20 protein-coding genes are annotated in these 20,146 nt (G+C 58.9%); 6 read left to right on the top strand and 14 right to left on the bottom strand.

What is annotated here, in order from left to right; all coding sequences use genetic code 11:
* The first annotated feature begins 100 nt into the window (after positions 1-100).
* Entirely contained in the window at positions 101-1,450 is a 1,350-nt protein-coding gene (gene hflX / locus GFR01_RS07290; protein WP_240284766.1) for a GTPase HflX, read from the top strand.
* 76 nt (positions 1,451-1,526) lie between these two features.
* Here hflX and pgm read toward each other — a convergent pair whose 3' ends face one another.
* The 3 genes from pgm to GFR01_RS07275 all read right to left on the bottom strand — a co-directional run bounded on the left by pgm (position 1,527) and on the right by GFR01_RS07275 (position 5,465).
* Positions 1,527-3,173: a phosphoglucomutase (alpha-D-glucose-1,6-bisphosphate-dependent) gene (pgm, locus tag GFR01_RS07285; RefSeq protein ID WP_099181885.1), complete on the bottom strand. Its 1,647-nt coding sequence runs from the start codon at positions 3,171-3,173 to the stop codon at positions 1,527-1,529.
* A 193-nt stretch (positions 3,174-3,366) separates the two neighbouring features.
* A complete protein-coding gene (locus tag GFR01_RS07280) occupies positions 3,367-4,887 on the bottom strand; it encodes a Do family serine endopeptidase (RefSeq protein WP_099181884.1) in 1,521 nt (506 codons plus the stop codon).
* A gap of 113 nt (positions 4,888-5,000) precedes the next feature.
* Positions 5,001-5,465, bottom strand: a complete 465-nt coding sequence (locus GFR01_RS07275; protein ID WP_063903223.1) for a nucleoside deaminase — start codon at positions 5,463-5,465, stop codon at positions 5,001-5,003.
* Positions 5,466-5,471: 6 nt separating this feature from the next.
* Here GFR01_RS07275 and GFR01_RS07270 point away from each other — a divergent pair, with 6 nt between their 5' ends.
* From GFR01_RS07270 to GFR01_RS07250, 5 genes are all read left to right on the top strand, one after another.
* On the top strand, positions 5,472-6,212 hold the full coding sequence (locus GFR01_RS07270; RefSeq protein WP_099181883.1) for a gamma-glutamyl-gamma-aminobutyrate hydrolase family protein: 741 nt from the start codon (positions 5,472-5,474) through the stop codon (positions 6,210-6,212).
* Entirely contained in the window at positions 6,209-7,006 is a 798-nt protein-coding gene (locus tag GFR01_RS07265) for a pseudouridine synthase (protein ID WP_099181882.1), read from the top strand. Before GFR01_RS07270 ends, GFR01_RS07265 begins: the two co-directional genes overlap by 4 nt.
* A gap of 3 nt (positions 7,007-7,009) precedes the next feature.
* Positions 7,010-7,609 (top strand): 16S rRNA (guanine(966)-N(2))-methyltransferase RsmD, encoded by a 600-nt coding sequence (gene rsmD, locus GFR01_RS07260; RefSeq protein ID WP_099181881.1) that lies wholly within the window; start codon positions 7,010-7,012, stop codon positions 7,607-7,609.
* Between the two features lie 153 nt (positions 7,610-7,762).
* A complete protein-coding gene (locus GFR01_RS07255; protein WP_244902195.1) occupies positions 7,763-10,426 on the top strand; it encodes an FtsK/SpoIIIE family DNA translocase in 2,664 nt (887 codons plus the stop codon).
* Complete coding sequence (locus GFR01_RS07250) at positions 10,416-11,147, top strand: RluA family pseudouridine synthase (protein WP_099182130.1); 732 nt, start codon at positions 10,416-10,418, stop codon at positions 11,145-11,147. The genes GFR01_RS07255 and GFR01_RS07250 overlap by 11 nt, the downstream gene beginning before the upstream one ends.
* Here the strand turns inward: GFR01_RS07250 and GFR01_RS07245 are convergent.
* The 11 genes from GFR01_RS07245 to rapZ form a co-directional block, all read right to left on the bottom strand.
* The gene (locus GFR01_RS07245) at positions 11,138-11,878 is read right to left on the bottom strand and encodes a DUF4097 family beta strand repeat-containing protein (RefSeq protein WP_099182131.1); all 741 of its coding nucleotides are present in this window, start codon (positions 11,876-11,878) and stop codon (positions 11,138-11,140) included. The two genes, GFR01_RS07250 and GFR01_RS07245, sit on opposite strands and share 10 nt — an antisense overlap.
* 20 nt (positions 11,879-11,898) lie before the next feature.
* Positions 11,899-12,309, bottom strand: coding sequence for a hypothetical protein (locus GFR01_RS07240; protein ID WP_099181879.1), 411 nt, complete (start codon positions 12,307-12,309; stop codon positions 11,899-11,901).
* A gap of 128 nt (positions 12,310-12,437) precedes the next feature.
* Positions 12,438-12,848 carry a hypothetical protein gene (locus GFR01_RS07235; protein ID WP_063903227.1) on the bottom strand — a complete coding sequence of 137 codons (411 nt, stop codon included), beginning with the start codon at positions 12,846-12,848 and terminating at the stop codon, positions 12,438-12,440.
* An 87-nt stretch (positions 12,849-12,935) separates the two neighbouring features.
* Entirely contained in the window at positions 12,936-14,360 is a 1,425-nt protein-coding gene (locus GFR01_RS07230; RefSeq protein ID WP_099181878.1) for a sugar porter family MFS transporter, read from the bottom strand.
* Between the two features lie 83 nt (positions 14,361-14,443).
* Entirely contained in the window at positions 14,444-15,469 is a 1,026-nt protein-coding gene (locus GFR01_RS07225; RefSeq protein ID WP_099181877.1) for an asparaginase, read from the bottom strand.
* 18 nt (positions 15,470-15,487) lie between these two features.
* Positions 15,488-15,955 (bottom strand): hypothetical protein, encoded by a 468-nt coding sequence (locus tag GFR01_RS07220; protein ID WP_099181876.1) that lies wholly within the window; start codon positions 15,953-15,955, stop codon positions 15,488-15,490.
* 5 nt (positions 15,956-15,960) lie between these two features.
* A complete protein-coding gene (locus GFR01_RS07215; protein ID WP_063903231.1) occupies positions 15,961-16,500 on the bottom strand; it encodes a Fur family transcriptional regulator in 540 nt (179 codons plus the stop codon).
* A 61-nt stretch (positions 16,501-16,561) separates the two neighbouring features.
* A complete protein-coding gene (gene ptsP, locus GFR01_RS07210) occupies positions 16,562-18,433 on the bottom strand; it encodes a phosphoenolpyruvate--protein phosphotransferase (protein ID WP_099182129.1) in 1,872 nt (623 codons plus the stop codon).
* Entirely contained in the window at positions 18,426-18,710 is a 285-nt protein-coding gene (locus GFR01_RS07205; protein ID WP_061929679.1) for an HPr family phosphocarrier protein, read from the bottom strand. The genes ptsP and GFR01_RS07205 overlap by 8 nt, the downstream gene beginning before the upstream one ends.
* Complete coding sequence (locus tag GFR01_RS07200; RefSeq protein WP_063903233.1) at positions 18,710-19,150, bottom strand: PTS sugar transporter subunit IIA; 441 nt, start codon at positions 19,148-19,150, stop codon at positions 18,710-18,712. The genes GFR01_RS07205 and GFR01_RS07200 overlap by 1 nt, the downstream gene beginning before the upstream one ends.
* On the bottom strand, positions 19,147-20,115 hold the full coding sequence (gene rapZ, locus GFR01_RS07195) for an RNase adapter RapZ (RefSeq protein ID WP_063903234.1): 969 nt from the start codon (positions 20,113-20,115) through the stop codon (positions 19,147-19,149). The genes GFR01_RS07200 and rapZ overlap by 4 nt, the downstream gene beginning before the upstream one ends.
* Positions 20,116-20,146: the final 31 nt, after the last annotated feature.

Raw genomic sequence — 20,146 nt, 5'->3', positions numbered from 1 at the left:
ATGACGCAAATTCGGAGTCCCGAAAGCAGCTTTCGCAGCATCCCGCGCAGCCATGCAGGATTAGCGCGTAACTGCCGCAATTCATGCTATGAGCTGCCCGATGGAAACCGCATCCCCTACCCCGCTCGCCGTCCTTGTCGGCATCCAGACTCCAGACGTCGATGACATCGCCCATGAGGCAAGCCTTGAGGAACTGGGGCGGCTGGTCAAAACGCTCGGCTACGAGGTCGTCGGCTCTGTCTCGCAGAAGCGAGAAGGCACTGGCGCGGCATCCCTTCTAGGGGCTGGAAAGCTGGAAGAACTGGCCGACATCACGGGTGGCCGGGGCATCATCACGCCTATCGTCAAAACACCCATGACGAAAGCGCGGAAACGGTTTGAAGGTGCGGCAAGTTCTCATGAAGACGCTGAGGAAGAAACGGACGATCTCCGTCGCCCTGAGTTCGTCATCGTCGATCATGAACTGACTCCCAGCCAGATCCGCAATCTGGAGCGGGCGACCGGCGCGCAGGTGCTGGATCGGACGGGCGTTATCGTTGAGATTTTCCATCGTCATGCCAACACACGGGAAGCAAAGCTTCAGGTCGAAATGGCGCGCCTTCGTTATGTCGCGCCCCGCCTGCGGGAATCGTCGAATGGCGGAGGCAGACAGCAGGGGCCGGGCGCAGGTGAGAGCAACCTCTCCCTAGACCGCCGCAAGATCCGGGACCGGCTGGCCGAACTCAAAACCCAGCTTGAGGCCGTGCAGCGGGACAGCGATCATCGGCGTTCTGCCAGAAAAGACCAGCTTCGCGTGGCGCTGGTTGGCTACACCAATGCTGGCAAGTCCTCACTGATGCGGGCTCTGACAGGCAGCCAGGTTCTCGTGCAGGACAAGCTGTTTGCGACCCTCGACACGACTGTTCGCACGCTCCAGCCGGAAACACGGCCCCGTATTCTGGTGTCGGATACGGTGGGCTTCATCAAGCAGCTTCCGCATGATCTGGTTGCCTCCTTCCGCTCTACGCTGTCCGAAGCGCTGGAAGCGTCCCTGCTACTTTTCGTCGTGGATGCGTCGGACCCGACATACGAAGCACAGCTTGAGGTCAGCCGCAGCGTTCTGCACGAAATTGGCGCGGATGTTGTTCCGTCCCGGCTTGTTCTGAACAAAATGGATCGCGTTGATGATGCCAGACGGGCCGAGCTTCTGGAAAAACACCCGGATGCCATTCCGCTGTCCGCGCATCGCCCGGAAGATGTCAGTGCCCTGCGGGAAACGCTGATAGCGTTCTTCGAAGCCGACATGGTGGAAGACGTTCTGGTGCTGCCCTACGCAAAACAGGGCATGATCGGCGAGATCTATGAGAGCGCGCGTGTCCTGTCAGAAGATCATGACGAGACCGGCCGGGTTCTGACGGTTCGTGGTCTTCCCGGCGCTATTGCACGCTTGAAGCGCAGTCTCGCCGGTTAAAACGCCATAAAAAAGCCCGTCATTCATATTCGATGAATGACGGGCCTGCCTGCTTTTCAGCAGAAATGCTTCAGCGTTACGATGCGAAAACCTTGGAAATCGCGGCCTGCGCCTCATCCTGAATAGCCTTCAGGTGCTCTGGGCTTTTGAAGCTTTCGGCATAAATCTTGTAAACGTCTTCTGTGCCGGACGGACGGGCTGCGAACCAGCCGTTTTCCGTCACAACCTTCAGGCCGCCAATCGCCGCGCCATTGCCGGGTGCCTTCGTCAGCTTGGCAATGATCTTATCGCCAGCAAGCTCTTCTAGCGGGAACTGCTCAGGTGCCAGCTTGCTGAGCTTGGCCTTCTGCTCCGGGTTCGCCGCCGCGTCGATCCGCGCATAATACGGCGTACCCAGACGGGCGATAATCTCATGGTAATGTTGGCTCGGGTTCTTGCCAGTCTTGGCAGTAATTTCCGCAGCAAGAAGGCCGAGAATGAGGCCGTCCTTGTCGGTCGTCCAGACAGAACCATCACGACGCAGGAAGGTCGCGCCTGCACTTTCCTCGCCACCAAAGCCCAGCGAGCCATCCATCAGGCCCGGCACGAACCATTTGAGGCCGACCGGCACTTCGACCAGTTTGCGGCCCATATCCGCGACAACGCGATCAATCAGACCGCTGCTGACCAGCGTCTTGCCGACGCCAAGGTCAGGCTTCCATTCGGGGCGGTTCTGGAACAGGTACGAAACCGCCACGGCCAGATAATGATTCGGGTTCATCAGGCCATCCGGCATGGCAACGATGCCGTGACGGTCTGCGTCCGTGTCATTGGCGAACGCGACGTCGAAATCCTCGCCCATCTTGATGAGACGCGCCATGGCGTAGGGCGAGGAGCAGTCCATACGGATCTGCCCGTCCCAGTCTGCCGTCATGAACGCAAACTGCGGGTCCACGACATCGCTGACAATCGTGGCGTTCAGGCCGTACTTCTCAACGATGGGCTTCCAGTAACCAACAGCAGCGCCACCCAGCGGATCAATACCGATCTTCACACCCGCATCACGGATGGCCGCCATGTCGATGACGTTTTCCAGATCGGCCACATACGGCGTGACGTAATCATAGCGCTTGATGGACGGGGCGTTCTTGGCTTCATCGTAAGGCAGGCGCTTTACGTCCTTCAGGCCATCCGCCAGCAACTCATTCGCCATGTCCTGAATGGCTTTCGTCACGGCTGTATCTGCCGGACCACCATTTGTCGGATTGTACTTGAAGCCACCATCCGTCGGCGGGTTATGGGACGGCGTGACAACTACACCATCGGCCAGACCCGTCGTGCGACCTTTGTTGTAGGTCAGAATGGCGTGGGAAATGACAGGCGTTGGCGTGTAGCCGTCATTCTGGTCAATGCGGACGTCGATGCCGTGCGCGGCAAAGACTTCAATTGCGGAACGCTGTGCAGGTGCCGACAGGGCGTGCGAGTCAATACCGATAAAGAGCGGACCATCAATCCCTTCCGCCTTGCGATAACGGCAGATGGCTTCGCAGATGGCGAGGATATGTCCTTCATTGAAGCTCGTATGAAACGATGAGCCACGATGGCCTGAAGTCCCGAACGACACACGCTGCGTCGGGACGGAGACGTCCGGCTTGCGATCGTAATAGGCGGCTACCAGAGCCGGTATGTCCGTCAGTTGTGACTGATCGAGCGTTTTCCCGGCGAGTGGGCTGATATTGGCCATTGATCCAAAAATCCTTAGACAGATCCGCGTTTTAAGCGACCGTAACGCACGAACGCTTCAGCAGATCACAAAAACTTATCCGGACAGGTCTGTCCAGTTACAGAACTCTTACTTCACTCCGTAAAACGGGCATGAAAAAGGCGGAAAGACCTTCATCTCCCCGCCTTGGCGCTGTCAGATCAAGTCGTAGATCTTACGGTGTGTCGTCCGAACCGCTGTCATCGGAGCCATCTGGCGAGACTGCGACGAAGAGCTGCTGACCATCACGCAGTATCCGCAGAAGCGGCGGCTGCTTGCGGCCCAGAGCTTCCTTCACCTGCGCCACAACGGCCTTGGGCGATGGCGTGATGTGGTTTCCAACACCTACGATGATGTCACCCGGACGAATGCCGGACTGGTCAGCGGGCGAGCCCTGGGCAACATCCGCGACAACTGCGCCCTGAACACTGTCATCAAGGCCCAGTTCCTGACGGGCACGCGGCGTCAGGGATGCAAGAGACACACCCAGCTTGCCGGCACCGGCAGACTGGCTGCTATCCGCACCATCACCGCCATGATCCTGATTGGCGAGATTGCCCACCGTGAACTTCACGTCCATCGGCTTGCCATCACGCAGCAGGTTCACCGTGGCATCTGTGCCCGGCGCGATCGCAACGACCTTCACCGCCAGATCGTGACCGTTCTTCACGGGATGACCATTCAGCGTGAGGATCACATCCCCGCTCTTGATGCCAGCCTTCTCTGCCGGGCTCCCCTTGGACACGGACGCAACCAGCGTTCCGTGCGGCGGAGCACCCGGTTCCGGGGACTTTAGGTTGAGGGCCTGCGCCATCGTCGGGGAAATGTCCTGCCCTTCGATGCCGAAATAACCCCGCGTGACGTGACCGGTCTTCTCAAGCTGCTCGACGACAGACTTCACAGTGTTGGACGGAATAGCGAAACCAATACCGATCGAGCCGCCACCATTTGGCGAGATAATCATGGAGTTGATACCAACAACCTTGCCATCCTGCGTGAACAGCGGGCCGCCGGAATTACCGTGATTGATCGGCGCATCCACCTGAATGAAGTCGTTATACGCACCGGAATGCAGGTCACGCCCCAGAGCAGAGACGATACCCGCCGTGACGGTTCCGCCCAGGCCATAGGGGTTACCCACTGCAATGACCCACTCACCCGGCTGGACTTCATCAGAATCGCCAAGATCAATGAACGGCAGCTTGCCGGTCGGCTTTACACGGAGCAGTGCGACGTCCGTCTTCGGGTCACGACCAATGATCTTGGCCTGAAGCGTGGTGCCATCGTCCAGCGTGACCGTAACCTTGGTGGCACCATTCACAACATGGTTGTTGGTGACGACATACCCATCAGCCGAGATGATGAAGCCAGATCCACGGGCTTCCACCGTGCGGTTGGGCTGCTGTTGCTGAGGCATCATCTGGAACGGGAAGGGGAACGGAAAGGGCGAGCCCTGCATGCCGCCACCGTCGCCGCCCGGGCCGTTTTCTTCCTGCTCGGCAACGTCAGCCTTGATATGGGCCGTAATGGAAACAACGGCAGGCTTCACCTGCTTCACGAGCGTGACGAAATTCGGCAGCGCCTGAACGTTGGTCTGCGGCTTGATGGCCCCATTGTCCGCCATGGCGGCGGGAGCAGCCACCAGGAAGGTCGTTGTAGCGAGGGCAGCAAGGGAGGCGCGGAAACGTGTGGTCATGTCAGTCCCGATTGTTACAGAGGAACGGTTCGGTCGTTATAAGTCCAGACTATGGACTGCGTTCCCGTTCACCAAGCTGACCGGAAGGTGAAACATCCGTAAGTCTTTGTTTGTCACCCTCTTCGCAGGCGCTGGAAAAAGGCTTTGAGCTGCCCGGATGCCTCCCGTTCCCGCACGCCCCCAATGACTTCCGGGCGATGCAGACAATTCGGGCGTTCAAAGAGACGCGGGCCGTGATCCACGCCGCCTCCCTTCGGATCGTAAGCCCCGAACACCACGCGTTCGCAGCGGAAATGCACGATCGCCCCTGCACACATCGGGCATGGCTCCAGCGTGACAACCAGTGTGCAGCCTGTCAGCCTCGGTGAACCAAGTTTCTGTGCGGCTTCGCGCATGGCCAGGAGTTCAGCATGCGCTGACCCGTCATGGAGTTCTTCCACACGATTACGGGCCACGGCGAGAATTTTTCCCTCCGCGTCAAGCACGACCGCTCCCACGGGCACTTCCCCATGACGGGCAGCCTCGTCCGCTGCATCAAGCGCCGTCTGCATGGCGCGGCTTGTATCGGCCTGAATCATGATGCGATGATGCGGTGCATGACCCTGCCCCGTCCATCCCGTTTCCGGAATTCCGCCCCGCTCATCGGCCTGACGCTGGATCATGAGCCCGGTGGCGATGGGAAATTCTCGCGTTATCCCTTTCACGCGCTGCGGGAAAACTACCTGACGGCCCTTAGTGAAGCTGGCGGATTACCGGTCTGTCTGGGCTACACGGCTGATGCCGAAGCCATGGTGGCGCGGCTGGATGCGTTGATCATTACGGGTGGGGCCTTTGACGTCGATCCCGTGCTTTATAATGAAGATCCTCATCCCCTGACGAGCCCACGTCCCGCACGGACCTCAGCGGAACTGGCGCTCCTGCGTGCCGCATTAAAACGAGATATTCCCATTCTCGGGATCTGTGGCGGCATGCAGCTTATGGCCGTGAATGCCGGTGGCACGCTGATCCAGCATCTTCCGCCGGAACTGGAACACGAACAGCCCAATCCACGGCACGAACCGGGGCATGCGGTGTCTATCGTGCCAGATACTCATCTGGCAGAAATTGTCTGCACCCCGACAATGATGGTAAACTCCTCCCATCATCAGGCCGTCCGCAGCGCCGGTGAGGCACGGATTTCGGCTCTCGCACCGGATGGTGTGATCGAAGCAATCGAACTAGACGGCCCGAAATTCGCCATTGGTGTCCAGTGGCATCCCGAATTCACCCTCGACCCCGGCGACCGTCGCCTGTATGCGGCGCTGGTGGAGGCAGCAGCACGATGACCGAAGAACTCAACCCGACCCCTGACACCGCCAACGAAACATCCGACGCACCAAGAGGCGAACGCATTGCCAAGTTCCTGGCACGTGCTGGCGTGGCAAGTCGCCGGGATGTGGAACGCATGATCGAGGACAGCCGCATCAAACTTGACGGCAAGCCCGTCACGCATCCGGCAACCTTCGTTCAACCGGGCGATATCGTGCTGGTGGACGGTAAGCCCGTGGACAACCCCGAGCGCACCCGTCTGTGGCGATATCACAAGCCGGACGGCCTCCTGACCACGCATCGTGATCCGCAGGAACGCAAGACGGTTTTTGATTCCCTTCCCGAAGGGATGCCGCGCGTCATCAGCGTTGGCCGGCTGGATATCAACTCCGAAGGGCTTCTACTGCTGACCAATGACGGCGAACTGGCACGCCGCCTGGAGCTACCGGGCAATGCGTGGGTGCGGCGCTATCGTGTTCGCGTGTTCGGTGTGGTGGATGAGAAGCGCCTGGCCTCACTGGTCAACGGCTTCGAATATGAAGGCGTGAAATACGGCTCTATCGAAGCGGAACTGGATTCCAAGAAGGGCGATAACTCTTGGCTGACGGTCTCTCTGCGTGAAGGCAAGAACCGTGAGATCCGTCGTGTGATGCAGGGCCTGAACCTGCATGTGAGCCGTCTGATCCGTCTGTCTTACGGGCCGTTCCAGCTTGGTTCCCTGAAAGCGCGTGAGCTTGAGGAAGTGAACGGCAAGACGTTGCGTGAGCAGATCCCCGACCTGCCTGCTCCTACGCGTAAGCGGACCCGCTGATCCATGCGGATTGTTGGCGGAGAGAACAAAGGCCGTGCGCTCATGGCCCCAACCGGTGAGCGCACGCGCCCAACGTCGGACCGGACGCGTCAGGCCATTTTCGACATGCTGGCCCATGCTCCATGGTATGGTCAGGAAGAGCTGGAACAGGCCATCGTGCTGGATGGGTATGCCGGAACCGGTGCGCTAGGCTTGGAAGCTCTGTCCCGTGGAGCACAGCGTGCGGCCTTCATCGAGCGGGACCGCAACGCGCTGAATGCCCTGCGTACCAATCTGGATATCTGCCGGGCCCGTGACCGCTCACGCGTGCTGAGTTGCAGCGTTACGCATCCACCGAAAGCCGCCGAGCCTCACACATTGATCTTCCTAGACCCGCCATACGGAAAGACGTTGGTCGAATCGGGTCTGCGTGCGCTCGCCAGAAACGGATGGATTGCAGAAGGGGCGCTGATCGTTGCCGAGACCGGCGCGACCGAGGATTTTGCCCCGTTTGTGCCACCTTCCGAACACTTTTCCCCCACACTTCCGGCCGAACCGCTTTCAATCCGGAAATTCGGCGCGGCGAAGGTGACGATCTGGCGACATTCATCCACTGTTCCTTAATTTTCCTACTGTATTCAGTGGCCTGTCAGGTATAATTCAGACGTAATCTGAAAGCCGTAATCCAAAAAACCGACGGGGTGACGAGACTTGGCCGTGTTCAGCCGATCGACCAGCACAGTGCGCAACATTGTCCGTGAGGCACACGACCGTCACATGACACCCAAACTCCGGAGCGCGCTGAACGCGCGTCTGCTGGAGTTGCTGGGTCTTGGGTTCCTGATCGCCGCTGTGGCTATTGGGATCGCGCTGTGGAGTTTCAATCCACACGATCCGTCTTTCAACACCTCAACGGGTACGGAACCGACAAACCTCCTTGGCCGTACGGGCGCAACCATTTCCGATGGTCTGGTGCAGTGGCTTGGTCTGGGAAGCGGTCTGCCGATTGTGGTTCTGCTGGCCTGGGCGTGGCGCATGGTCCGCCACCACGGCATGAGCGCGCCGATCCTCCGCATTGCCGCAGCGCTCCTTCTACTGCCAGCGGGCGCGACCTTTATTGGCACACTTCAGTTGCTCATTCCGGGACTTGAAGTCGCATGGCCTACGGCTGCTGGCCTTGGAGGCGAAATGGGCGTTTCATTTGCCCATCGCCTGCTGGATGCGGCCCATGCCGAAGCCGGATCAGCAGGTAGCGCACTGGCAGTGTTTCTGGTTCTGCTGCTCATGGGCATCCTCATGCCGCTGGCCATGGGTCTTCAGTGGCGTGAATGGCGCGCCATGGGGCAGGGTGCTGCTCTTCTGGCGCGCCAGCCTGTTGTTCTGGCCCGTCGGATGAATGGTCCGCAGGCATCGAACCGCCCTGCGCCCGATCCGCGCCAGTACGAATTCCAGCCCGGCACTGTGGGAGGCGTTCCGGCTCCTGATGCCGCCCCGCTTTCCTTCCTGCGTCGAAGCTTTGGCAAGAGCGACCCACGGACGCGTCCATCTCCGTTCGTGCCGCAGAATACGGGCTGGATGCAGCCTCCCATGGAAACGACGGAAGACCCATACGAGCACCCTACGGCACTGCGCAAGGAACCGCCCACGCCTGCTCCCCAGTTGGCGGAAGAAGAAGAGGCGCCGTCCAACCCCTATGCAGAACGACTGGCGCAGATTGCCCGTCAGCGAAATGTCCAGACGATCCAGCGCTCGCATGTTGAAGACGATGCGGACGATGATGTTCCACAAAGCAGCATTGAACCGCCCGAACCTGAGCCTGAACAGCGCCGCAGCCTGTTCGGCATGCGTCGCCCAGAGCGCCCTGCACAGCCACACCCTGTTGCACGCCCCATGCCAGCCCGCACTCCTGCTGCGACAGGTTGGGTACTGCCTCCCCTGTCTCTGCTAAACCCACCACCGGCCCATGCAACGACAGGTCCTTCACAGGAAACGCTGCAATCCAATGCGCGCCTGCTGGAAAGCGTGCTGGCTGACTACGGTGTTCAGGGCACAATTGGAGACATCCACGCAGGCCCTGTCGTCACGCTGTACGAACTGGAGCCCGCTCCTGGCATCCGCTCGTCCCGCGTAATCGGTCTTGCCGATGACGTAGCGCGCTCCCTGTCCGTGCTGAGCGTTCGTATTGCGACGGTGCCGGGACGAAATGTCATTGGTATCGAAGTCCCGAACGCCAAGCGCGAAACCGTTTACTTCTCCGAACTCCTGCTGACGCCGGAATGGACGAACGGAACGGGCCGCCTCCAGATCGCGCTGGGCAAGGATATTGCAGGCGTTCCGGTCTATACGGATCTGGCCAAGATGCCGCATCTTCTGGTGGCTGGTACGACCGGTTCGGGTAAGTCGGTCGGCGTGAATGCGATGATCCTGTCGTTGCTCTACCGCCTCAGCCCGGAAGAGTGCCGCCTGATCATGATTGATCCGAAGATTCTGGAACTGTCGATCTACGACGGCATTCCGCATCTTCTGACGCCGGTTGTGACGGAACCGACCAAGGCTGTCAGCGCCCTCAAATGGACGGTGCAGGAAATGGACCGCCGCTATCGTCTGATGGCGCAGCTTCAGGTCCGTAACATCAACGGCTACAATGAACGCGTCAGCCAGCTTCGCGCCTCCGGCGAGATGGTCACGCGTCGCGTGCAGACCGGCTTTGACCCTGAGACGGGCAAACCCGTCTTCGATGAGCAGCAGGTCCCGCTGGAAAACCTGCCGTATATCGTCGTGGTTATCGACGAAATGGCCGACCTGATGATGGTTGCTGGCAAAGAAATCGAGACGGCTGTGCAGCGTCTGGCTCAGAAAGCCCGTGCTGCTGGTATTCACGTCATCATGGCGACGCAGCGCCCGTCCGTTGACGTCATCACCGGTACCATTAAGGCAAACTTCCCGACCCGTATTTCCTTCCAGGTCATCAGCAAGTTCGACAGTCGCACCATTCTTCAGGAACAGGGCGCCGAGCAGCTTCTGGGCCAAGGTGACATGCTGTTCATGCAGGGTGGCGGTCGCATTACGCGTGTCCACGGTCCGTTCGTGGCAGATGAGGAAGTCGAAGAAGTCGTGGCAGATCTGCGCTCCAAGGGCGACCCGATCTACAATGACGATGTGGTGTCCGGCGAAGATGAAGAAGGCGGCTCGTCCGGCGGAAGCCTGGGTGGCGGCGGAAGCGGTGGCGACGGAGAAGGCAGCCTGTTTGAACAGGCTGTGGATATCGTCATGACCGAAGGCCGCGCCTCGACCAGCTTCATCCAGCGCCATCTGTCGATTGGGTATAACCGCGCTGCCAAGCTGATTGACCAGATGGAAAAGGAAGGCATCATCGGCCCGGCCAACCATGTGGGCAAACGCGAAATTCTGGCTCGTCGTCCAGCTTCCCATGAGGAATGATCGACGGCGCCAGCGCCCTGCCAAACCGGAACAGTCCCCCTCCCCTGCCCCAAGAGGCCTTTTCTATCTGGGGCAGGATCTTCCTGTCCTGCTGGAAACACCGCGCTTTCTTGTTTTGAACAAACCTGCGGGACTGGCTGTTCATCCCGGCCCTTCAACGCAGGATTCCGTTGAGACGCGCTTGGTCACGCATCCGCGCGGCGGCCCATGGCTGGCCCATCGACTGGATGCGGATACGTCTGGCTGCTTACTGATCGCACGACGCAAAACCGCACTCCTCGAAGCACAGGCCGCGTTTCAGAACCGACAGGTCCGGAAACTTTACTGGACCATCGTTGAAGGCACACCTCCGGAAAACGAAGGCGAAATTTCCGCCCCCCTTCTGCGCCAATCCAATCCATCAGGATGGCGCATGATCGTGGACCCAAAAGGAGACGCTGCCGTAACACGCTGGCGCGTCCTGGGTCGCGCGAACGGGCGGAGCTGGCTTGAGCTCGAACTGCTCACAGGTCGGACGCATCAGGCCCGTCTTCACTGCGCGTCTCTTGGCACGCCGATCGTCGGTGACCGCCTTTATGGCAAAAGCGATGCCAGCGGCTTGCACTTGCTGGCACGCAGCCTGCATATACCCTTACCTGAAGATACTCTGGAAGCCGTTGCTCCACCGCCTCCGGCCATGGCGGAGGCGCTGAAACGTCTGGGTTGGAAAGATCAGTCCTGAACAATCCGTATTTTGCCTGAGAGACCCCGGATCGTAACGTGATCCTGCCCATTTCCGACGGTCCCGGTAGCGGTGATTTTTCGGGTTTCACTCATAGAAAGACCCTGCCTTTCCCAAGGACCAAACTGTACCGTCAGCCCCAGAGACTGCTCCAGCGGAACAGCGCTTTGCTGACGGGTCTGACGAAGTGCAATATCAAATGTGCCGCCAAAATCATGCGGAAGATGAAGCGTTACATCGCCTGAGACGGTTTCAAGAATGATCTTGCGTGCGTTTCCAGCGGAAACCAGCGTGACGTCCTGATCACCGCTGGTACTTTTGATCGTTACATCTCCTGCGGCCCCGCCCAACTGCGTGTCGCCGCTCACGGTCATAAGCGCGGCTCCCCCTGCCGCATGGGCGACGGAAATGTCTCCGCTGACAGTCTTGATCTGTACGGCCCCCAGACCCTGATCAATCTGGGCGTCACCGCTCACTGTGGTCAGAGAGGTTGGCCCCTCGTTTTTTGATATCTTGATATCGCCACTCACTCCGCGAATGGAGAGAGGGCCATTGGAGGTCTGGATCTGCACGTCACCACTCATGCTGGAGATGACACCCCCTTCTGGCAGCGTGGTGTAAGACAGGTCATCAGACGTGACGTTCTGATTGAGCGGTGCCGCCAACGCCCCTGAAGAAGACAGGCAGGTGGCGACCAGAAGAGCGGGAAGCATCATGCGGAAAGAAGACATCTGAAAAACTTTCTCTGGCATCAGAACGGTGTGGAAGAGATGACGGAACGGTTCATGAGCGCGGCATGTATGCCTCGAACGATCGCCCAGGCCGTCAGGATCCCCCACGCCAGAGTCAGGCCCCATGGAATCACCATGAAGACCATGCCCAACCCACCCGTTATTGCACCCAAGCCGGCCACCATAAGGTGAATCATCCCGATCGCCGCAAGCGCAAGAAAGCCAAACCAGAATAGCCTGATCTGCCAATCCAGCTGGGCACGTTTCAGACCCGTAGCGGACCGTCTGCTCATATGGGCAAGAGTCACCCCGATAAACGCGGTGATGCCGGTAAAAAAGCCGGCCAGATACAGCGCGTAAATCAGCAGAACGTAATCTCGTCCGGTATCCTGATGGACGCGGCCATAGCCGGGCATTGTTGTGGTGTACATGACTGAACTCCTCTGGAGGAAGAACCTCGACAGAAGAGTTCATGCAGAAAGCGTGCCAGTTGTAGTTCTCCGGCATTTCTTTGGCATCCGGAACACATAACAGGCATCAAATGGCGTAGTTCGCCAGTTTATTCGCCAAATGAGCGGAAACGATCTGGCAACGGGCCTTTACCTTGGGTTAGAGACCGCACGCCATAGAGCAGGGACACCAGAAGCGCGATGTTCCAGAGAGCAAAAATCCCAATGGGGATCAGGAACAGGAGTTGTCCCGGACCCGAACTACCCGGAGGCTCTGTAATGAAACAGGCCCCGAACAGGGCTGCACATCCGATGATGAACGCCACATCATACCAGAACAGACGGATAAGCCAGCTCAGATGTGCTCGTGCAATGCCCGCGCTCGATCCTTTGAGAATATAGGCCAGAATAACGCCTGCAAGCAGTGATATTCCCGTAAAGAACCGGGCAATATACAGACCGTAAACCAGAAAAACGCCGCCGCGGCCTGGCTCTTCGGAAGAAAGAGAAAAATTGGTCATGACAGCCTCCTTAAGCTGACAGTGTATAACAGAAACGCCCGGCCAGATGGGCCGGGCGCTCTGTCAGACAAAATTCATTCAGATGGTTTAGCGGCCGAGCTTGCGCAGCTTCACGCCCTGCATCAGCCGTTTTTCGATCACGTTCAGAGACATGCCCTTTGTCTCCGGCACGAACAGGATCGTCAAAAGCAGGAACAGTGCATTCAACCCCGCAAAAAGCCAGAACGTCCCACCGGTCCCAATCGCCTTCATGAGAGACAGGAAGCTCACGCCCACCAGAAGGTTGGTCATCCAGTTAGTGAAGGTGGACATGGCGATACCAAAGTCCCGGCCACCGAGCGGCTGAATTTCCGCACACAGGACCCACATTAGCGGCCCGGCAGACATCGCAAAGCCTGCACAGAAGATCATAAGCAGGAAGACTGCTGCAATCTGCGAAGACTGCGTTGTCATGCCGCCCTGAAGCAGAATGGCAAGAACACCCATTCCGACCGCCATGACCGTGAAGCCGGCATAGAGGATGGGCTTGCGCCCCCAGCGATCCACAAGACCCACAGCCACGAATGTCGCGAGCATGTTCACGAGACCAATGATAGCCGTGCACCACATCTGCGCGTGCGCATCGAAATGGGCGGCCGCCAGAATATTTGGCGCGTAGTACATGACGATATTGATGCCCGCGAGCTGCTGCATGGCTTGAAGCATGATGCCCAGGGCGACAGAGCGGCGGAAATTGCTGTTCGTGCGGAAAAGTTTGAAGCCTTCTTGCTTGGTTTCAAGCTGCTCGCGGATCGCGCGAATTTCTTTGGCGGCTTCCAGCGGATCGTTGCGAAGATCCACAAGAATTTCACGCGCTTCCTTGTGACGACCCTGCATGATCAGCCAACGCGGGCTGTATGGCAGAAACAGGACGCCTATCAGGAAGAGCACCGCAGGAATACCAGCGACGCCAAACATCCAACGCCAGTTTTCACTGTAGGAAAAATAGGTATCCGACAGGAAAGCCACAAAAATACCGACCGTCACCATGAGCTGATAGGTCGACACCATCGCGCCGCGAGACTCTTCGCTGGCAATTTCGGACAGGTAGAGTGGTGCTGTAAACGCTGAAATACCGACCGCGATCCCCATGATGACGCGGAAGAAAATGATGGATGGAATAGACCATCCCATCGCACATCCCAGCGTGCCGACGACAAACACAGCAGCACCAAGGATCAGGGAGCGCTTACGTCCCAGATGATGGGACAACCAACCGGCACCGAGCGCACCGGCAGCCGCGCCAGCCATCATCGAACTAACGACCCACTCCAGGGCCAGCGTCGAGGCATGGTATTCCTTGCCGATCAGGTCCAGCGCACCAGCCACAACACCGATATCCAGACCGGACATCAATCCCGCGAGGGCCGCGATCACACCGATGGCAATAATCTTAAATCGTGTTGCATCGAAAACGGACGCCGCACTGTCATCTGTCTGAGGGGGTTCTACGGTCCTGCCCTGATCTGTCATGCTGTTGCACTATCCTTTCCAAAAAAATGACATCCATCTGTCCAATGGATGTCAGAGCTGTAATTTTTATAACACAATCGTGGTCAGATCGTGAGGGCGGCCCGAATTTCACCCACTGTTACACCCTGCCAGTTTCGAAGCGTCTGGGTTGCCGTATCTGTCAGGACCGCATGATCCTGAGGCGTCCGGCAGAGTGCCTCGCCACCAAAATGGCGCAACAGAGCAGACATCGCGACTTCAGCAGCGCGATTGGCGCCATCATCCGCCTTGATAGCGAAACCTAAGCCCTGCTCCGGCAGTGCCGCGATCATAACGCCTTCGGCGCCCATTTTTACGAACGCACGAGTTTCGAAATTGTTCATGACCGTTGTGTCATATCGCCCGGTCCCCGCGACCATGAACGGGTTGGTGGCCACAGCTTCGCGGAGGCGCTTTGTTGCAGCAGCCCGACCTGCGGAGAGACCAACCCCGCTTCCAAAACGCGCGAACCCATGAGCAAGGGCCCTGAGGGGAACCGCGTAAGTCGGCATGGAACATCCATCCGTACCGCGGTTGGCGTCCGTATGAGGCGTGCCTGTCACGGCTGCCAGAACATCCGTGACGCGGCGCTGGATCTCATGGGACGGGTTGATATAGCCCGTCGGGTCCACGCCCTGGTCACAGGCGAGACAGATCAGTCCCGCATGTTTGCCAGAGCAGTTATTGTGAAGCGGGCATGCTGCTTGATGGGCGGCGGCGAGCGCCCGAGCCGCTGGCTCATAGGTTGGCCAGTGCGTTCCGCACTCCAACGCCCCTACATCACGTCCCGCGGCAGCCAGCATGACAGCTGCAACTTTCGCATGGGGTTCTTCTCCACCATGGGAAGCGCAGGCCAAGGCCAGAGCGTCCGCCGTCAGGCCCAGCCGATCCGCAGCACCACTTTCCACGAGTTCAATGGCCAGAAGGGATTTAACCGTAGAGCGAGGAAAAACCGGGGTTTCCACGTCGCCGCAGGACCAAACGACGGCACCGTCCGCATCCACAACGACGGCGCGGCCCAGATGTCGCGATTCAACCTGACTGCCGCGCGTGACCTCCGCGAGCAGACCTGATCCTGTCTGTGCTGTCATTCATTTCAACCTTTGCTGTCAGCCTTCTGAAGGCTGTTTTGCGACCAGCACATAGCATGACTTGTCGCCGTCGCGATGTGTCTCAAGCCAAGACTGGATCAACCTGCGACGCACCCGAAGAATGCCGGTTTCCTGCTCGGGAGGTAGCTCGGAAAGCGCATTTACCGTCGCCTTGGCTTCCAGGAAGACCAGTCGATCTTCAAGAGGTAGACCGCGCTCAAGGATGGTCCGGGCGTAAGAAAGGTCCAGAACTGCATAGAGAAATGCTTCTCCGGAAGGCGGGCGGAATCCTATTGCTTCCAGAATCTGAGCATCACTTTCTTCGGCAGACAGGTGTGTTTGCGGGGGCTGCCAGTCGAGCAGATCGGGTTGGGAATTTTCGGGAGAAAGAGTGCGGCCTCCGCGAGTGGAGGAAGCTTTAAGTGCACGCTGCTGCGGAAGATCATCGAATGGAAGGGCGGGCGGTGGAGAACGTCGCGCGCCCATTGCTATCAGTGACCGCCGCTATGAGCAGCTTTCTGGCACCCTGCGCAAACCCCTTCAATTTCGACTGTAGCAGCTTCGGCCCGGAAGCCAGCCTCTTTCGCGGCAATCATGAGGGCGGGAACGACAGTTTCCTGCTCCAGTTCCCAGGCCCGTCCGCATGACTTGCAAATCAGGAACTGCGCGCGATGAACGCCCCACTCTCCATGATCGCAGCCATGATGGCAGTCTGTCGCGTGGGAGCAGGCGACGAAAGCGCTGAGCCGCTCCAGACGATGAATCAGGCCCTGCTCCAGAAGAAAATCTATCGCCCGATAGACCGTGGGCGGTGCTGCATTTGGATGGGCTGGCCGTAAACGGGCCAGCAGGTCATAGGCACCGGAGGGTTTGTCAGAGGAGAGGATCAACCCCAGAACCTGACGCCGCGTCTCCGTCAGGCGTTGCCCACGGTGGCGGCACCAGTCACCAGCCCGCTCAAGACGGGCCGTAATGGCTGGAGAAAAAGACAGGTCCTCCACGGGGGAGGTCTCATAAGACGAATCCGGCATGATCCCCCTTATATGGCATCGGACCGCATTTTTTTCGATAGAGACCCGCCGAAACCGTGTCTCAGATCGCAAAATCCCGGATCAGGGACTGAATGGCGGCAGGGTTCGTCTCCATCATCACCTGTCGGCGGAGATGATCGCAATCTTCCATCTTAAGGGCTCGGATCAGGCGTTTCACACGTGGCAGGGACGCCGAATTCATAGAGAACGACCGAAGACCAAACCCGATCAGAAGCGCGACAACCCTGGGGTCGGACGCCATTTCGCCGCAAACGGAGATAGGCCGATGAGCCCGGAGAGCCGACTCCGCCGTGGCCTCGATGAGTTGCAGAACCGCCGGATGAAGAGGGCTGTATCGATCGGCCACCATCGAATCTGCCCGATCTACGGCCAGCGTGTACATCGTCAGATCATTGGTTCCGAGGGCCATGAAGTCAGCATGCTGCGCCATGGTGTTTGCTGTCAGAGCCGCGGCCGGTGTTTCCACCATGATCCCGAGCGGCGGAAGAACATCAGGCAGAGGCACCTGTTTGCGCTTGAGGCGCCGCGCCACCTTTTCGTAAATTTCCCGCGCTTCGATCACTTCATCCGGGGATGTGACCATCGGCAGTAGAACACGGACAGGGCCGATCGCCGTATTGCCCTCTTCCGGCGCGGCCGCTCTCAGAATCGCAGCAAACTGGGTCTCCAGAACATCCGGAACGCGCAGAAGAAGACGAATACCCCGCAGGCCAAGCGCGGGGTTATCTCCATCCGCCACTTGTTCCGCCAGACCGAGGCGGCGCATACACGCACGGCCTTTTTCGCCACCCCAATCCAGAACACGGATCGTGACCTGCCGTCCGTCCATGCCTTCGATAATGGACCGGTACGTGGCAGTCTGGCCGTCCTCGTCCGGCAGATCGTCCCGCTCCCCGAACAGGAACTCACTTCGCAGCAGGCCAATCCCCTTGGCCCCATTACGCAGCAGCATTGGGAGTTCGGCGGGGAGCTCCAGATTGGCCAGAAGTTCGATAGGCTCGCCACCCAGCAACTGGGCCGGGAGCTTTTTCAGGCGGCCAAAGGCCCGCTTCTCCTTGGCTTCCTTCTGGGCAGCCTCACGGGCGAGACGCAGTTCGGTCTCGTTCGGGGAGAGCGTAATCGTGCCAAGATGCCCATCTACGACGAGCATATCGCCCTCATTCACCTGTGCCATCAGATTGGGCACAGCCAGAATCGCGGGAATATCGAGCGCGCGTAACAGAATGGCGGTGTGATCTGCGCCGCCGCCGCCCTCGGTTACCACAGCCGCAATCCGCGCCGGATCAATCATGGCAACGTCAGCCGGGCGCAACTGCTCGGCGACAAGCACAGAGCCTGGGGGCAGGCTGGAGAATGCCCTGTAAGACACGCCTGTAAGGTTACGGATCAACCGCCGGCCGATTTCCTCAAACTCTCCGGCAAGCCTAAAATTGGCGTCCTGTTCCTGCACACCATGCTCACCCGCCATGGCTTCCGCGGTGCGAAGAACCTGAAGAGCCAATGCCTCACTGACGTCTGACACGGCTGCTTCGGCACATAATCCATCTTCGTTGATCCGCGCACGAACCTGACGCGTCAGCCGGGATGGGCCAAGCATGCGCTCATAGACCGTAAGGAGTGTTGCGATTTCTTCGCGCCCCTCCTCCGGCAGACCAACCAGACGATCCCGCATTTTCTCGATCTGACGAAGCGCCCGGGTAATGGCGGCATCCAGCCGGACAAGCTCGGCCTCTGGCCCAATCTGACTGTATCGCTCGGTAATGTCTGGAAGAGGCAGTTCTTCCACCCGGCCAGCCGGACCCAACCCGATGGACTGAGTGATGGCTTTACCGTGCAGGGTAATGGAACTTGATGACGCTTTGCGTGAACGGGACGCTCTGGGCCGACTGGAACGGGAAGGCTGCTCAGTCACGCTCACCAAATCCATCCGAAATCAAAGCTTCCACAGCGTCGAGCGCCTCAGCAGCCTGTGGGCCGTGCGAATGCAGGGTCACCGTCTCCCCTTCTCCAGCCCCCAGCATCATGAGCCCCATGATCGAGAGGGCCGACACGACGTTGCCGCCGCGTTCCACCGTCGTTTCTGCGTCAAAGCGCTCTGCTGTCGTGACCAGCTTGGCTGCGGCACGAGCATGGAGACCCAGCCGATTCACGATGGTCAGGGTACGGGGGGCAAGGGCTGTTTCGCTCATCAGGGGACCGGCATGACACAGGGGCGCGGCCCCCCGTGAAGACAGGGATCAGGAAGCTGGGACGCAACCGCGATATATTTGCGCCCGGCCATTGTTGCCTTTTCAATGCAGCCTTCGAGATCCAGCCCCGCACGTGTTTTCGCGAGCTTGACCAGCATGGGTACATTCACGCCAGAAACGATTTCGACGTGTCCAGGTTTCCGAAGAGACAGCGCCAGATTGGACGGAGAACTTCCGAAAATATCTGTCAGAACAAGGACGCCATCACCGGTGTCCAGCTGATGCAGCAGCCTGTCTGCTTCGGGGTGCAGAAGAGCCGGGTCGTCATCATCCCCAACCCCGACAATTCCAATCTGGGCCTGAGGTCCGACCACGTGCACCATTGTTTCAAGCAGGACTTCGCCTAGCCTGCCATGCGTGACCAGCATCAGTCCGATCATGCAGATTTGTCCTGCGGAGACAGGTTGTGCGGCGGAACGGCCCAACGCCATGAAGAGAGGCCTTTCCGCGCAAGCTCACGATGCAATACCATCATCGGGCCGACAGGCGCTGTCTCTGGAAGCAGACGCGCCAGTTCCTCAATGATGGTGACGGAACGATGACGCCCACCGCTGCATCCCACAGCAATAGTGGCGTATTTCTTGCCTTCCTCAACAAAGCGGGGAAGCACGAGGTCCAGAAGACCATGCACATGATTAAAGAAGGCCGGATAAGCCGGGTCCTGCTTGACGTGCTGCACAACAGCCTGATCCAGACCCGTCATGGGCTGTAGCGTCGGATCGTAATGCGGATTTCGGAGGAAACGGGCGTCGAACACCATGTCCGCCTCTCTCGGCAATCCCGACGGGTAGGCGAAGGACATTAATGCAACGGTCAAACCATCTTCCGCACCGCTGCCAAATCGCGTCTCGATCAGTTGCCGCAGCTCTGGCGCTGGCAGGTCGGACGTATCGATCACAAAATCCGCATGAGCCCGCAGGGGCGCAAGAAGCCGGGTTTCCTGCTCTATTCCGGGAAGAATCGTGCCACTGGTTACAAGGGGATGGCGGCGTCGCGTCGCTGTAAACCGGCGAAGAAGAATTTCAGGCTCGGCAGTGGCATAGAGAAGCTGAACCTGGCTGCCCGGCAAAGCCTTCAGCCGGTCCATTTCCTCAAGTACACGGGATGCTTCAAAGCCACGACTACGGACATCGATTCCGATTGCCAGACGCGAGCTGCTTCGTGAGGCCAGGGCTTCGAGAAGGTGCAAAGGCGGATTGTCCACGACTTCATGGCCGAGATCTTCAAGCACACGTAAAATGGATGATTTTCCGGCGCCGGAAAGCCCTGTGACAATCAGGATCTGTCTGGAACCAGGACCATATCCTGCCGAAGTTTCGGACTCGGGAATATTCGCCGGTGTCATGTGCCCTACTCTAGCCCTTTTTCAGATCATA

It is taken from the genome of Gluconobacter frateurii, from assembly GCF_002723955.1.
Taxonomy (GTDB): domain Bacteria; phylum Pseudomonadota; class Alphaproteobacteria; order Acetobacterales; family Acetobacteraceae; genus Gluconobacter; species Gluconobacter frateurii.
The sequence above is the reverse complement of the archived record's forward strand: the minus strand, read 5'-3'. Positions and strand labels throughout refer to the sequence as shown.

Excerpts from the sequence above, each read along its gene's own strand:
- GFR01_RS07245 (WP_099182131.1), bottom strand. The coding sequence starts at position 11,878 with ATGTCTTCTTTCCGCATGATGCTTCCCGCTCTTCTGGTCGCCACCTGC.
- GFR01_RS07225 (WP_099181877.1), bottom strand. The coding sequence starts at position 15,469 with ATGACAGCACAGACAGGATCAGGTCTGCTCGCGGAGGTCACGCGCGGC.
- rsmD (WP_099181881.1), top strand. The coding sequence starts at position 7,010 with ATGCGGATTGTTGGCGGAGAGAACAAAGGCCGTGCGCTCATGGCCCCA.
- hflX (WP_240284766.1), top strand. The coding sequence starts at position 101 with ATGGAAACCGCATCCCCTACCCCGCTCGCCGTCCTTGTCGGCATCCAG.
- GFR01_RS07200 (WP_063903233.1), bottom strand. The coding sequence starts at position 19,150 with ATGATCGGACTGATGCTGGTCACGCATGGCAGGCTAGGCGAAGTCCTG.
- GFR01_RS07280 (WP_099181884.1), bottom strand. The coding sequence starts at position 4,887 with ATGACCACACGTTTCCGCGCCTCCCTTGCTGCCCTCGCTACAACGACC.
- GFR01_RS07230 (WP_099181878.1), bottom strand. The coding sequence starts at position 14,360 with ATGACAGATCAGGGCAGGACCGTAGAACCCCCTCAGACAGATGACAGT.
- GFR01_RS07255 (WP_244902195.1), top strand. The coding sequence starts at position 7,763 with ATGACACCCAAACTCCGGAGCGCGCTGAACGCGCGTCTGCTGGAGTTG.
- GFR01_RS07205 (WP_061929679.1), bottom strand. The coding sequence starts at position 18,710 with ATGAGCGAAACAGCCCTTGCCCCCCGTACCCTGACCATCGTGAATCGG.
- pgm (WP_099181885.1), bottom strand. The coding sequence starts at position 3,173 with ATGGCCAATATCAGCCCACTCGCCGGGAAAACGCTCGATCAGTCACAA.
- GFR01_RS07215 (WP_063903231.1), bottom strand. The coding sequence starts at position 16,500 with ATGCCGGATTCGTCTTATGAGACCTCCCCCGTGGAGGACCTGTCTTTT.
- GFR01_RS07220 (WP_099181876.1), bottom strand. The coding sequence starts at position 15,955 with ATGGGCGCGCGACGTTCTCCACCGCCCGCCCTTCCATTCGATGATCTT.
- rapZ (WP_063903234.1), bottom strand. The coding sequence starts at position 20,115 with ATGACACCGGCGAATATTCCCGAGTCCGAAACTTCGGCAGGATATGGT.
- GFR01_RS07240 (WP_099181879.1), bottom strand. The coding sequence starts at position 12,309 with ATGTACACCACAACAATGCCCGGCTATGGCCGCGTCCATCAGGATACC.
- GFR01_RS07265 (WP_099181882.1), top strand. The coding sequence starts at position 6,209 with ATGACCGAAGAACTCAACCCGACCCCTGACACCGCCAACGAAACATCC.
- GFR01_RS07235 (WP_063903227.1), bottom strand. The coding sequence starts at position 12,848 with ATGACCAATTTTTCTCTTTCTTCCGAAGAGCCAGGCCGCGGCGGCGTT.
- GFR01_RS07270 (WP_099181883.1), top strand. The coding sequence starts at position 5,472 with ATGATGCGGTGCATGACCCTGCCCCGTCCATCCCGTTTCCGGAATTCC.
- GFR01_RS07250 (WP_099182130.1), top strand. The coding sequence starts at position 10,416 with ATGAGGAATGATCGACGGCGCCAGCGCCCTGCCAAACCGGAACAGTCC.
- GFR01_RS07275 (WP_063903223.1), bottom strand. The coding sequence starts at position 5,465 with ATGATTCAGGCCGATACAAGCCGCGCCATGCAGACGGCGCTTGATGCA.